This is a genomic window from bacterium, assembly GCA_022763185.1.
Taxonomy (GTDB): domain Bacteria; phylum Bdellovibrionota_G; class JALEGL01; order JALEGL01; family JALEGL01; genus JALEGL01.
Map to the genome: position 1 here is coordinate 195,886 of JALEGL010000005.1, position 13,348 is coordinate 209,233.

General features: G+C 37.7%; 16 protein-coding genes. 11 read left to right on the forward strand and 5 right to left on the reverse strand.

The window, feature by feature from the left end:
* Positions 1-44: 44 nt before the first annotated feature.
* From MRY82_02470 to MRY82_02480, 3 genes are all read left to right on the forward strand, one after another.
* Complete coding sequence (locus MRY82_02470; protein ID MCI5071793.1) at positions 45-260, forward strand: hypothetical protein; 216 nt, start codon at positions 45-47, stop codon at positions 258-260.
* A gap of 124 nt (positions 261-384) precedes the next feature.
* Positions 385-1,524 carry a PQQ-dependent sugar dehydrogenase gene (locus tag MRY82_02475; protein MCI5071794.1) on the forward strand — a complete coding sequence of 380 codons (1,140 nt, stop codon included), beginning with the start codon at positions 385-387 and terminating at the stop codon, positions 1,522-1,524.
* A gap of 427 nt (positions 1,525-1,951) precedes the next feature.
* Positions 1,952-2,374: a hypothetical protein gene (locus MRY82_02480; GenBank protein MCI5071795.1), complete on the forward strand. Its 423-nt coding sequence runs from the start codon at positions 1,952-1,954 to the stop codon at positions 2,372-2,374.
* A 362-nt stretch (positions 2,375-2,736) separates the two neighbouring features.
* Here the strand turns inward: MRY82_02480 and MRY82_02485 are convergent, their stop codons facing one another.
* On the reverse strand, positions 2,737-4,608 hold the full coding sequence (locus MRY82_02485) for a hypothetical protein (protein MCI5071796.1): 1,872 nt from the start codon (positions 4,606-4,608) through the stop codon (positions 2,737-2,739).
* A gap of 163 nt (positions 4,609-4,771) precedes the next feature.
* Here MRY82_02485 and MRY82_02490 point away from each other — a divergent pair, with 163 nt between their 5' ends.
* A complete protein-coding gene (locus MRY82_02490; protein ID MCI5071797.1) occupies positions 4,772-4,978 on the forward strand; it encodes a hypothetical protein in 207 nt (68 codons plus the stop codon).
* Positions 4,979-5,088: 110 nt separating this feature from the next.
* Here the strand turns inward: MRY82_02490 and MRY82_02495 are convergent, their stop codons facing one another.
* Entirely contained in the window at positions 5,089-5,550 is a 462-nt protein-coding gene (locus tag MRY82_02495) for a hypothetical protein (protein ID MCI5071798.1), read from the reverse strand.
* 304 nt (positions 5,551-5,854) lie between these two features.
* Between MRY82_02495 and MRY82_02500 the strand changes: the two genes are divergently transcribed.
* The 5 genes from MRY82_02500 (at position 5,855) to MRY82_02520 (ending at position 9,967) form a co-directional block, all read left to right on the forward strand.
* Positions 5,855-6,793, forward strand: coding sequence for a hypothetical protein (locus tag MRY82_02500; protein ID MCI5071799.1), 939 nt, complete (start codon positions 5,855-5,857; stop codon positions 6,791-6,793).
* A 120-nt stretch (positions 6,794-6,913) separates the two neighbouring features.
* On the forward strand, positions 6,914-7,435 hold the full coding sequence (locus tag MRY82_02505) for a hypothetical protein (protein ID MCI5071800.1): 522 nt from the start codon (positions 6,914-6,916) through the stop codon (positions 7,433-7,435).
* 10 nt (positions 7,436-7,445) lie between these two features.
* Positions 7,446-8,735, forward strand: coding sequence for a hypothetical protein (locus MRY82_02510; protein ID MCI5071801.1), 1,290 nt, complete (start codon positions 7,446-7,448; stop codon positions 8,733-8,735).
* A 21-nt stretch (positions 8,736-8,756) separates the two neighbouring features.
* Positions 8,757-9,278, forward strand: a complete 522-nt coding sequence (locus MRY82_02515; GenBank protein ID MCI5071802.1) for a hypothetical protein — start codon at positions 8,757-8,759, stop codon at positions 9,276-9,278.
* Positions 9,279-9,334: 56 nt separating this feature from the next.
* Complete coding sequence (locus tag MRY82_02520) at positions 9,335-9,967, forward strand: DUF4430 domain-containing protein (protein ID MCI5071803.1); 633 nt, start codon at positions 9,335-9,337, stop codon at positions 9,965-9,967.
* 138 nt (positions 9,968-10,105) lie between these two features.
* Here the strand turns inward: MRY82_02520 and MRY82_02525 are convergent, their stop codons facing one another.
* From MRY82_02525 to MRY82_02535, 3 genes are all read right to left on the reverse strand, one after another.
* Complete coding sequence (locus tag MRY82_02525) at positions 10,106-10,576, reverse strand: hypothetical protein (GenBank protein MCI5071804.1); 471 nt, start codon at positions 10,574-10,576, stop codon at positions 10,106-10,108.
* Between the two features lie 133 nt (positions 10,577-10,709).
* Positions 10,710-11,294: a DUF5698 domain-containing protein gene (locus MRY82_02530; protein ID MCI5071805.1), complete on the reverse strand. Its 585-nt coding sequence runs from the start codon at positions 11,292-11,294 to the stop codon at positions 10,710-10,712.
* A 111-nt stretch (positions 11,295-11,405) separates the two neighbouring features.
* On the reverse strand, positions 11,406-11,978 hold the full coding sequence (locus MRY82_02535; GenBank protein ID MCI5071806.1) for a nitroreductase family protein: 573 nt from the start codon (positions 11,976-11,978) through the stop codon (positions 11,406-11,408).
* Positions 11,979-12,104: 126 nt separating this feature from the next.
* Here MRY82_02535 and MRY82_02540 point away from each other — a divergent pair, with 126 nt between their 5' ends.
* Both MRY82_02540 and MRY82_02545 read left to right on the forward strand, forming a co-directional pair.
* The gene (locus MRY82_02540) at positions 12,105-12,422 is read left to right on the forward strand and encodes a helix-turn-helix transcriptional regulator (GenBank protein ID MCI5071807.1); all 318 of its coding nucleotides are present in this window, start codon (positions 12,105-12,107) and stop codon (positions 12,420-12,422) included.
* Between the two features lie 7 nt (positions 12,423-12,429).
* Positions 12,430-13,230, forward strand: coding sequence for a hypothetical protein (locus MRY82_02545; GenBank protein ID MCI5071808.1), 801 nt, complete (start codon positions 12,430-12,432; stop codon positions 13,228-13,230).
* Positions 13,231-13,348 lie beyond the last annotated feature (118 nt).

The following is a 13,348-nucleotide window of genomic DNA, read 5'->3' on the forward strand; positions in this document are numbered from 1 at the left end:
ATCAAAGCCTTATCATTTGGCAATTAAATTATTTTGATGACAGCATGTCTCTTAAAACTTTACCCGGTTATTACATTCAAAACCCTGTCACGCGTATCTATTACAAAATCATTCTTCGCATCAATTCCAAAGAAGTGGCCATTGAAAAACTGCCTGACCTGCTTGAATACTTGCAGCAACACTTTATGAACAATCCCAACTATGAACTCAAGCAAGACCAAGAAAAAAAGCTAAACATTATCCCTTTGCCTACACAATAGAGCTCAATCTAAGGCTAGTTTAGAGTTTATCTTGCTAAACTTTTGACTCCCAAAAAATGTTTTTTTAAGAAAACAGCCTCTAGCTTGATCAATCCAATACATCCGGCCATACTCGTATGCGTTTATGCCAGTCACCAAGTTTAAGTTTATTCGTTTCTTTAGCTTACTGTCTTTATGTCTTATGGCTTGCGAGCAAAAGCCAGCAGAGGCCATTGAAATACAAAAATCACAGCATGGCTCATTTAAAGTAGAAAAAATAGTACAAGAAAAACGTGCCATCTGGGGCTTTGATTTTATCAATGACCAACAAATTATTTACACTTTAATTTCTGGCCAAATCAAACTGTTTAATCTTAAAAACAAAAGTTCCGTGCAAATTAAAGACCTAGACACTGTTTATGTGGGTGGCCAAGGTGGCCTGCTAGATATTGCGGTTCATCAGAACAAAGATAAAAACAACAGCATCTTCTTTTGCTATTCAAGTAAAACCAAGCAAGGCAAAACCACTGTTTTGGCCAAAGCAGAGCTGATCAACCATAAACTGCACAATATTAAAACCATTTTTACAGCTCAGCCTTATTTTAAAACTTCGCATCATTTTGGTTGCCGCATTGCTTTTGATGGCAAAGGCTCATTATTTTTAAGCGTTGGCGACCGAGGGCATCGTGACCTTGCTCAAAGCCTAAACAGCCATAACGGAAAAATATTGCGTTTGGACTTAGACGGCAAGCCTGCCAAAAACAACCCTTTTGTTAAGACCAAAGATGCGAAACCAGAAATTTGGTCTTATGGCCACCGCAACCCACAAGGCTTGTTCTACAGTACAACATCTCATACTTTATACGAACAAGAGCACGGCCCCAAAGGCGGTGATGAAATCAATATTATTGAAAAAGGAAAAAACTATGGCTGGCCCACCATTACCTACGGCAGAGAATACAGCGGCTTTAAAATCAACGGTGGTTTAAGTAAAAAAAGCGGCCTCGAGCAACCGGTACACTATTATACACCCTCTATTGCGCCTTCTGGACTCACGCAATACAAAGGCAGACTTCTTAAATTCTGGGATCAAGACCTGTTTTCTGGAGCCCTGGCACTAAGACACATCAATAGAATTAGAATAAAAAATGGCAAAGTCATTGAAGAAGAACGTTTGTTAAAAAACTTAAAGCAGCGTATTCGCCATGTAAAAACAGGGCCTGATGAAAAGCTGTATTTTTCAAACGATTCTGGTGCGCTTTACAGCATCAGCCCAGCACCATAAATTAAACAGTTGTTATCTCAAACCACCCTGGAATCACTTTTATAAAAAATTATGCACCGCGTAACTTTATTAATTCCGGGGACAGCTACCTTAATTGAGAGAATTTAAATTCAGTCGACCGTCCCCGGAATACCTGAGGAGCCGGCATTTTCATTAAATAAATATCTAAAAGAATCAAAGATTAAATAATTGTGAATAATACATCAAAATAAAAAATTTTTAGTAAAAATTTTTCGGTAGTACCTTTTCTGGATTTACACTTTATGACGAGTGACTTGTCACTTAGCGGACTAATATAATATTATTTGAGTAAAATTTCAGCATATTGAATGTTTATAAGTTATTAATTTATTTAATTTTATACCTGGTATAAATCTTGCTGATATCAGAGGGTGTTACTTTGTGTTTAAATAAAGGAGTTTATTTTATGAGATATGGTTTTAATCAAAAGTTTTTTTTTATATGTTGTATAGTTACATCAATTAGTTTTGCACAGGTTCGGAATCCACAGGTTCGAAATCCTGTATCTCCTCCAGAAGGCTTTATGTTCAATAAAGAAGATGCATCTTTACGACTAGATAATTTCGAATACGAAGATGTATATATAAACGAAATTGATTTGAGAAACGATGGATCAGCAGCCGTTAAAATATCTATTCAAGATAGAAGGTCACCATATCCAAGTGGTGGTGGAGTTAGAGTTACTCGTCATCTCATATCATATAGTAAAGTTTTTATTTCAAGCGAGGCTTCATCTGCAATAATTGTTCTTTTGATAAAGGCAAAGACATTAGATTTACCTTTAAAAATGGATATTGATAATGGATATATACAAAGAGTAGGAATGTAATTTTCTATTTTAGAAAGATAATTATAAAGAAGAAAATATTTTTTGCGATAGGGTTGTTTTAATTCCCGGGACAGCTACCTTAATTGAGAGAATTTAAATTCAGTCGACCGTCCCCGGAATACTAATATATACCGCTTACTTGGGCATTTGATTTTGTATTTCAAAAAATATTTATTGTTGAGTCAAAAAATTGCTGCACTACATCCGAAAAAGATGCCTGGCACCATTAACTCTGACTGAGAAATTTAACGTTTATACCTTTTTTTCAATTTACAGTTAAAATTAAGATAAAAAATATTAAACCCCATTGCATTAAAACAATGGGGTTTAACTATATTTATTTTTAAGCTTTTTTTCTGAGTTTAAAAGCTCATTAAATCGCCGTTGCCTAAACTTAAGCTGCTGCTTGATGATCCTAAGACCACTTCTTTACACCACAGCGGATCACCTGACTCAGGCTCTTCTCCTTGACCATTGGCATTGATAAAGCCAGCCACTGCATAATTGCCTTTTTCAATGAAGTTTACGGTTTCAAAGTCTTCATCTTCCCATTCATCCGACATCACCATTTGTGTACAGGTGTTGGGTGTGCTGCCATCACAGGATGCTGCAACCACTGAAAAATGCGTGGGTTGGACTTCACCGCCGCTTAATAGGCTTGAACACGACGTTGCAGGGAAAAAGAAGAAATTGGCATCATTCCCGTTTAAAGCAGCCACACAATCTGTGCTGCCTCCAGCAGAATCATCACAGATAGCCGTTAAGGAAGGAACAAAAATTATGGGGTATTCTGGCTCAACCAAATCATCATTGTCTAGCGCAATGTTACCGATTGGGGTAGTGGTTAAAGTTACTTCTTTACAATGCAACACATCTCCTGGAGTTGGATTTCCGTCTCCCAACTGATCAACAAATGAAATTACCGCATAATTGCCTTGCGGAACTTCTGTCATCATTGACGGCCCACCATCAGCTCCACTGGCCCAAGAACTCACTGACATAGAACAAGTATCTGGATTGGAGTCATTACACGATGCTGTGCCCATACCTTGAGCATGCATATCCAAAGAATTTTGATTGCCCGCTTCTAAAGCAGATAAAATTTGAGCACAACTTTGATCTTTAATGTAACCATGAAAACCCTCGTTGCCATCAATAGAGTCAACTGTACAGTTTTCACTGGCCGTCTCACTGCAACTCATATCCACCTGCTCCAAAGAAGCCAATGTTGGCCAGGTGATGCTCAGTAAATCTGACTCTTGCAAGCTGATCATTGAAACACTTTGATCAACCTGGACTTCTTTACAGCTGACAACGTCGCCCTCAATAGGAAAGCCAGAAGTATCGCCCATGTGGGCAACAACAGCATACGACCCAGCTAAAATATCTTCTGTGGTCGATCCTCCATCATAGCTCCAGTCGCTGGGAGTGCCTGCTGCACAGCTTTCTGGACTGGTAACATCCTGACATAGCGATGTGGTATCGCCCACAATATGCTTGTCTGCTGTGATCAGTGCATCTTCAACCCCAGTCTGTATGGCTGAGCAACTGGTATTTTTATAAAAAGCATAGGCGACATCAGCACCGTTTTGGGCAACGGTACAGTCTGCATTGGCAGTTTCTGTACAGGTAAAGCTAATGCCTGGAATCTGAACAAATGGCCAATCTACATTTAATGTATCTGTTGAGGCGTCCAGATCAAAATCTTCTTCAACCGTATCTTCTTCCAAAGTCATTTGTGCACATTGAATATAATCCCCTGGCTCCGGCTCTACAATATCTTCATCTTCACTGGTTTTAAACACTACAAGTACAAGGTAATCATCTTTTTCTAACTCTAAAAGATTTCCAAACTCAGCGCCTTCCCAACTCACTCGGTCTTCTAAATGACAAAAGGTATTGGTTCCGTCATCTTCACAATCAATCTCAGAAAGACCTACCGCCACTGGAGATAAGTCAAAGGTTTGTGCTTCTAATGCACTTTCAATGCTGGCGCAGTTTGCAAATGCAGACTGTTGATCTGAACTTTTGCTGAATAAAAATATTTGCGCTTCATTGTCATCAAAATCAGTACGGCAGTAGCTGGCCGGGTTGGTCTCAGAACAATAGGCATTGATATTGGGCAAAAGCGCCGTTTCATCAGGTTTCACCTCGGGTAGCAAGCTTTCTGAACATGCACTTAAAAAAACAATCAGCGCAGACAGCGCCACATAGCCTAGGGATTTCAGATTCATCGTAAATACTCCTTGTTGTTGCTGGTGATTTATTAACTTTATTCAAGAAGTTTACAGCATCTTAAAAAATATGAAAGTTTTTCACCCAGAATAATCAGACACTCAAACCAAGCGAAACAAGATTTAGTTTGCAAAAATAAAAGATAATGATTATCATTATTAAATGATAGATAAAAAACCTTTATCCCTTAAGGCATGCACATGTAATTGTGGCGGTTATATTTTACAGATTGGTATGAATGAGATGCACTTAAAGCAAGAAACCCTCAATATTTTGTTGGATAAACTTAAGCTTGCCCAACAGTATCCCAATTCTAATGAGCCTACGATTAAACGCATTGTGAACATTTCTAGGCCTAACAACACATAGGGTAAACCTTAAGCATTGATAAGCTGGTTTACACTCCATTGCAAACAGAGACTCTGTAGCAAAGAGTCTCCGCAAGTATCTGTTTGTATGAATAAACTTATGAGCCGTTATCAGTTACAGATGGTGTAAATCACAGGTTGATAATTTGTGTTTTGATCATCTGAGAAAGTAAATCGAAAGTACCGTTGTGTACCGTCATCTTGAAGCTCACAAACTTCCAGCTCATAGTCAACGGTTACATGCAGAGTATTGTTATCGGTATAATTTTGTTCATAACTTCCACTTAAGCTTTGACAGTTTTCCTCTCGCCCTTGGTTACAGACACTTAAAGAAATCAACTCAAAACCCTTTATCTCAGCATCATTAAATTCAAAATTATAAGAAGCATTGGATTGACTTTGCTTTTGATTATTCTGTTTATCAGATGATCCAAAAGCAAAAATTGACGGCGCTTTTAATGTTGATAAATTAACCTTGGATTTTGATATATTGGACCAACGGCTTGACCTTCTTTGTGCATAGACATTTGACGTCAACAAAACGGCCATTAAAACTAAAACTATTCTTTTCATTTTTTCCCCTATTCCCTGGTGTTTAAATAATAAAGTTATTTTTAAAATCAATATTAATAACCACTATCAATATTAACTGCTGCTTAAAGTCAAGCATTTTTAATAATGATATCTATTATCATTATTGATTATTTTCTTGACTTATAAATGATAACGAATATCAATAAGACTAACTGGCACGCTAAGCGCAAAATTTTATGGGTTGTTTATTTGGTTTCACATCCTTTCAACTTTAATAGAACGTCACCGCCTTAGCGTGCTTTTAAATTTAAACTGTTTTTAAATATTATTTGAGGAGTATGAGATGGTTCATCAATTGAAGTTTTTAGGTTTTATTTTTTCTTTATGTCTTTTTTCTTCTTCGCTTTTTGCACAAGAAAAAGATCCCACAAGACGGATTTTGGTCAAAGATATCGGAATTCTAGGTTTAGCCTCACATGATATGTTCAGCTGGGATAGAGATGATGAAATCAGCAGAGAAAATGGTCGCTTGGACTTAAGCACTGTTTTTGCCAACGATAAAGAAGGCAAGCTGATTACCAATGATTGGTATGAAGCCGGTTACTGGCAGACAGGAGGCAACAAAAAAAACTCTGAAAATGCTCCTGTATACACCATCACTCAACTTGTCATTGAGCGTTTCAAATCCTATCTTCAAGATGAGGGCCTCAATCCCAATGAAGCCCGAAAAAAAGTGGTTGCTGACTTTCACCAAGCGCTCAAACCCTCTGTTGAGAGAATGCTTGGTATAAGCTATCCAAACATGGCAAAAAGAGGCGCCGTCACCAATCAGGAACAAGCTGCCTATCGTGTATTTCATGACATCTTACCTGCTTACATCAGCTTGGATAACGGCGACAGACTGAAAATTACCGATATAGACTCTGCTGAAACTTTACTCAGTGAATCTGAATTAAGTCGAACAATAAAACATTACGATGGTGAATACGATCCTGAATACAATAAAATCAGAGTCCACACCATTAGACTTTTGGGTTTTGATATTAAAGACATCAACATCAACCTAGAACAACTCGATGGTGAATTTATCAACACCTACGGTGAACACTTCAATCAAAAAGATGCTTTGCAAGAGCTGTGTGACTTTGCCAATGGTCATTGTGAAGTCAACAACCTTTCTTTCATTGGACACATTCATGATATGTTTGAAAAAGCTCAGTGCAAATACAATGTAGATGGCAGTCTAAACCTTTGGATACCTGCAAACATTGAATGCTTATAACCATCATTTCTCTAAACATAAGGTCGTTTTATGTGCTTTTAAAACGACCTTGCAAGCTATAAAAAAAATCTCATGCCTTTGATTGACTGAAAAAGATTAAGTTGTTACATCCAGAAAACTATGCAAACAATTTTTACAACGCTTATGGTTTCTTTGTTTCGTGTATTTCCGCATGCGCCTAATTTCACACCTGTGGGTGCTTTGGCCATCTTAAATGGGAGAACTCAGTCTAAAAAACAAGCTGTTTTATCCATTGTTGTGGCCATGATTGTCAGTGATTTTTTACTGGCACAAATTTATGGCTATACTTTTTTAAGCAGTATTTCGCTCTTTGTTTATCTAGCTTTTATTGCTCAAACATTTTTAGGGCGTGCTTTAAAAAATGTTAAAGGTGGGGTTTTTCTAGCCGCCCTTACAGGTGCACTATCCTTTTTTATTATTACCAACTTTGCAGTTTGGGCCACATCCGGCATGTACAGTAAAAATTTATCCGGCTTGATGGCTTGTTATAAATCTGCGCTGCCTTTTTTCAGAATGACTTTGATCAGTAATTTAGTATGGACCCCGATTTTGGTTTATGGCTATCAATACCTAAACAAAATCCGCTTTGTTGCCACAGTACAAAACTGGGTTAAAAAGTAATTTATCCTTTGTGAACCCAAAAAAAGACAAAAAACAAGAACTCTTAGCAACTTTTTTTGTCGGTGCAATATGTTTTATCTATGTATTGGTTTTTGGCAAGCCTGATAGCAAACACACACAAGGTTCTAACGCTCCCCCTATTGTTTCAAGCACTCCTTATGTTGCCCCTTCTCAATCAACATCTAAAACTGTAGAAAAAACTTTGGTTCAACATGCTGTGTTTGACTCAATGGAGCCTATCAATAAAAGCTCTTCTGGACCTATGCTCAAAAAGCCCACGCCAGCAAAAAACACAAGCTCCCTACCTTTAACCACTGCCTCCTATCAAATGCCACCTTCAACTGAAAAACTATATCAATCTCCAGATGAGCAAAAAAATCCTGTAGCCCTAGAGCGCATTAATAATAAAAGCTTTGAACGCCATAGTTTTTTCTCTGAAGAAGGCGTTTTAAACAACTCTGAAGCTCTTGATAAACAAGCTAACGATGAGACCTTTACAATGGGTTCGCTCATAGCTTCAAATACTCAAAAAGTCTCTCCCCCCAACAGCCGCCAAGCTAAACCCCAACAATCACAATCGGCTGCAATGAAAAAGCTTCATCAGGCCAACACAACGACCTTCAACACAACTCAAAAACGAACACAGCAACAACCGTTCAAAAAACAAGCTTCACAAGAAAGTCAACAAGAACAAGTGTCTATGGCTAACACACAACAAGATAAACCAAAAAGCACTTCCCCAGATAGTACAGCCCCAATCATTAAAGAACGGTCGCCTTACGATTACACCATAAAAATCGATCCCGGTTTATGTCTAGAAGAAAAATATTTTGATGCCTCCGATGCCTTATTACGCATACAAGGTTTACCTGATTACAATGATCTCAACTTTGACCATACAGACAAGCAAATTCAATCCTTGGGTTTTAATGGCACCTTAACTGTAAATTTTTTACCCCATCATAAAGTACTTGATAAACCTGGAATTGATTTTTCAATACACGTACCCACACCTAAAACTTTAGGTAAACGAAGACGGGCTGATATTTATGTTAAGCAAGACACACAAGATATTCACATTGGGCATATTGCCATGGGAACCTATGGCTCTGGAAAAGCTGGCTTTGACTTAGAACTTTTTGGTATTGATTCCATTGATGCAATTATGGTAGTTGACGCTGAACAAGTAAACAAAGACTTATTTAATTATTGCCAAAAGGAAATTATGCCGCTTGCTGGCTTTGGCATTGACAGTATAGAGTTGAATCATTATTTTGAGCAAATAGAAAACGAAACTTAAAAAGAAGAAAGAGACAAAACCATGAACACAAAATCTTTAAGCGCACTGCTTTTCTCTACAGTCTTATTTGCAATAAGCCTTGTGTCGCATGCACAAATATTTACCAGTGCCAGTGAATTTGTTACTGCTCTTAATGAAGCAAAAAGTGATGCTGGTATTCAAGTGGGTATTGTGATTGACCCACACGATTTAGGTGAACTTCACTATGAAATTGTCAGCTTATCAGAAGAAACAGCCAGTGCTTATGATGCAATTGAGAAAGCAAGCATTCAAAAAAGTTACTACCCTGGATATTTACCTCCAGATTTCATGATTTTGGGTCTCAACGGTGTGTCCGCTCAAAAGGTAGCAGGCAAAAGAAGAGATTGGTCTTTTTTCTTTAGAAAAGATAAAAAATGGCTTCTTGCTGATACTGGCATAGGACGTTTCTCAATAAAAGATGGCGCAATCCTTGGATTATCCTTAACGTCTTGGTCTCAACAAGGCTCTAAATATATCCCTGACCTGACTCCGCGTATGCTCAATCCAACTCCTCGGCCTTAGTCAGCGTATTGTGTTTGGATAATAAAATGGTTCGTCGTTTTTACCCATGAACCAACATGTCTTTTAAGGTTTATCAAGACAAATTGACTAAGGCACACTATATTGCTAAAACTCAATTCATGACATCAGCCCTTCATCAACTGAAACAGCTCGCTTTAATTTTCATGCTATCCATAGCTTTCTCCAGCTGTGATCAACTTAAGGATATGTTAGGTAAAAAACCAGTTATGACGGATGCTGAGTCTGTTGACCTCGTTACACCAAAATTTGTTCAACAGTTCAACGAATTAAAAGATCAACCCGGAATCCAAATAGCCTTGGTGATTGATCCAAAAGATCAGGGATCGGCTTTTTTTGAGATTGTTAGTTTTGACCAAAACACGCTTACTGCTTATGATGTTTTAGAAAAAGCCCATATAGAAAAACAATACCATCCAGGCTATAAAAAACCTGAAGTGCTTGTTTTATCGCTAAACGGTGTGACGCGTAAAAAAATTAACGGTCGTGCCCATGATTGGGCTTTCTTTTATTTGGAAAACAAGCAATGGAAGCTTTCTCCCAAAGGCATAGGAAACTATGAACTCAAAGATGGCGACATGATAGGCTTTTCATTTTCTAGCTGGAAAAACATCAACGGCGAATTCAAACCTGAAAAAACTCCTCTTGATCTTTTCAAGCAAAAACCTTAACTTTGTGTCTGTTCGTTGGCGCAGGTAAAGTTTTCTATGCCAAGACTTATTATAAAACTATAAATTTTTTTTGGGTGCCCAGGCACGCCTTTTGCCTATAGCAAAAACTGCTGGGCACTTATTGAACTGAACTATCGTTTATTCACTACTCTCATCATCTGACATTACATCATCAATGGATGAATCGTCCATTGTACTTGCATCATCATAAGCTGAAGTATCCTCCGCAGCAGATGAATCAATAACTTCACTGCTGTCACCATCAGAGCTGTCAGTGTAAACACTATCATCATAAGATGCATCATTGCTGGATGTGGATGTTTCATCTCCATGAATCGATAACTGCTTCACTTCACTGACCAACCATCCTGCTACCCAGCCCTCACTGATTTTATACCAAAGACGTCCAGTAGCATCTTCTTGACGACCTTCAACCATGTAGGTTCCTCTATCATCAATTGACCCCACAACTTTTGTTTTTTCTGTTGCCGTATCTTTAGTGCTGGGTATATTTCTAATATTAACATTACCTGACTTAGCCGTTATCTGCGTCTGAGCAACACTGCTCGACACAAGTAAAACCAAAGCTAAACTTAAAAATCTTTTCATAACAATATCCTTTCTTACGCAGCTCGCGTATTAAGAATATTGTGCCCTATTTTTTTGATTTGTCTTTTTATTTTTTTAAATTTATTGCAACGCAAAAATCATTTTTTGTTGCCAAGAAATCATGAATGTGAATCTAGCGTTTCCACATTTGCATCCAAGAAAACCCAGTAGAATATCTTTTATAAGGTGGCATGATATCTTCTTGTGCCTCCTTTACCTCACTCACTGAAATAAACGATCTTGGATGATATTGCCGAATCAAATCCATGCATTCCTTCAAAAGCTTTTTCACCACAACAATATAAATAATACTTACCTCACCATGATGACCGTTTCCTTTAGAAACCGTATAACCATAGCCTTCCTGTTCTAAAACACTGACCAACTCATCTGAGTTTTTTCGCGTTACCAACCTGAGCATTACCTTGCCCAGGGCAAGTTTTCCTTCAACATATATCCCAACAAATGTACCCGCAGAAAATCCTGCGGCATACGCAAAGGCATTGAGAAAACCACCTAAATTGGCTATCACTTGAGATATGGCAAAAACCCAAATCAGTGTTTGAAAAAACCCCAATGTTGCCGCTGTGTATTTTTCACCTCGAGTAACATAAATCACTCTGACAGTATCCAAGGTCATATCTAAAAGACGCGCAAAAAAGATCAGTACCGGTGTTATGTAATCAATTGTATCTAACTGCTCTAACAACATATCCATAAAAACCACATACTACGATGCTTTGTTTTATCCAAATCTTAATAAACATAAAACCATTAAAAATGGCCATATGCTCGCATGGTATCTAAAACTTTGCTGTATGATGAGTGTTTAAAACGTCCCTTCAAAAGTGAATGCTTCTACGGGTCGACGCTGGTTAGGCTCTTCTTTTTCACGTAAGTTTTCTGGTAAATTTTCTTTATCCCCTTGATAACCTACAGCAATAACCGACATGGCCTGATACTCTTCTTGATCAACATTAAGAACATCATAAATTTCATTGGCTTTAAAGCCTCCCATAGAGTGGCATATCATACCCATAGCCTGTGCTTGCAAAGCCATGGACATCCAAGCAGCGCCCGCATCAAAAGCTGCCCAATCATTTTCCTGCCCAGTAGAACTAAAGTTTTTCCTTGCAAACACTGCAATAAGTACCGGTGCATGATTGGCCCAAACCTGATTGGCATCATTCAAAATAGACTGCATGCGTTTTAAATCGTCTTGCTTTTTGGCATAAACAAACATCCAGGGTTGCTCGTTAAAACAAGAAGGTGCCCAGCGAGCTGCTTCAAATAATGCTTCTAGCTCTGCTATCTCTACATCCTTATGCATGAAAGACCGAGGTGACCAACGATTGATAAACTGTTTTTTTAATTTTCTGCTGTGACTTTTTCTTTGACTCATACTCACCCTTTCGTTGTATTGAAACCTTTGTACGCCATCTAAAAAACTGGCCTAAAAAATTTTATTCAATTGACAAGTTTATAACACATAAGATAACTTTTGGTAAGTATCAGGGTAAAAGTAAGTATGAATTCTTCACAAGACATTTGTCCCATCCGCGCATGTGCAAAAATTATTTCGAGGGCTTGGGCATTAGAGATTATTTACCATCTTAGTCATGGGCCTTTGTTTTATGGAAAACTTAAAACAGCCTTAAATAACATTTCTGATAAAGTGCTGACCACACGTTTAAAAGAATTTGAATCTGAATTTATTGTTAAACGTAAAGTTATTCCCTGCAAACCCCCTAAAGTAGAATACAGCCTGGGACCTGTGGGCAAAGATTTAGTTCCGCTTTTTCAATCCATGACTAAAATTGGTAAAAAGCTGAATAAGAGAAAATAAGCTTTGCATGCATCAAAAGTACCCCTCAGAATTTGAAACGGCTTTACTCAACATGTTTTCACCTGATGTAAGTATGCCGGATAATCATATGCAAGTTGAACATACTGAATATATTGATCGTTACATTGGTCCTGGGGACGCTGCTTTTTATTACAGTTTGCATCTCAAAAAAGCTTGTTCACAGGAAAAATTCATAGCACTCATTAAGCACGAAATTAAATTGGCTCAAAAGAAACAAAGAAAAGCTTTTGAACTTAGGCTTTTCCCACTGCCTCAACTTACCTTTTCACCCGACTTGCTAAAAGACTTAAACTTTGAGCCCCCACGCATTTTAGATTTTTTCTATACCGCAACCGATACAGCGATTGCTACATCCAACAGAATAAACCATAGACGTGTTCAAAATGATCAAGATTTTAAGCTTTTACTTTCATTGCTTGAACACATTTTTGGACCGCCTTCAGAAACCTTAGCTCAATATTTTCAAAACGGTTTAAAACATGAAGTCTTAGACTCTAAAAAACGTGTGGCTGCCTATATTAGTTTCCTTGATGATCAACCAGCCGGTGTAGGTTGGATCAAACTGTACAATAAGATTGGTTTTTTATTTGGTGGCGGTACTTTAATAAAATATAGAAAGCAAGGTGTTTACCGGGCAAATGTATGTGTTAGAAAACAATTTGCTCAACAGCATGGAGCAGACTTTGTTGTCAGTGAGTCTTCTGAGCAAAGTGCGCTGGCTTTAAACACATTAAGCTTTACCCATTTAGGAAAAAGTCATTCCTGGGTTTATCGTTTTGATCATTAGCTTCAAAGGGCTTACAATATAAAAAATATTTTTTAAGCAAGATCTTGCCAATTCATTTTAAGTGCTTAAACTTAGTCCAAACGATATCAATATCATTCACATTTTAAAAAAGGAGATT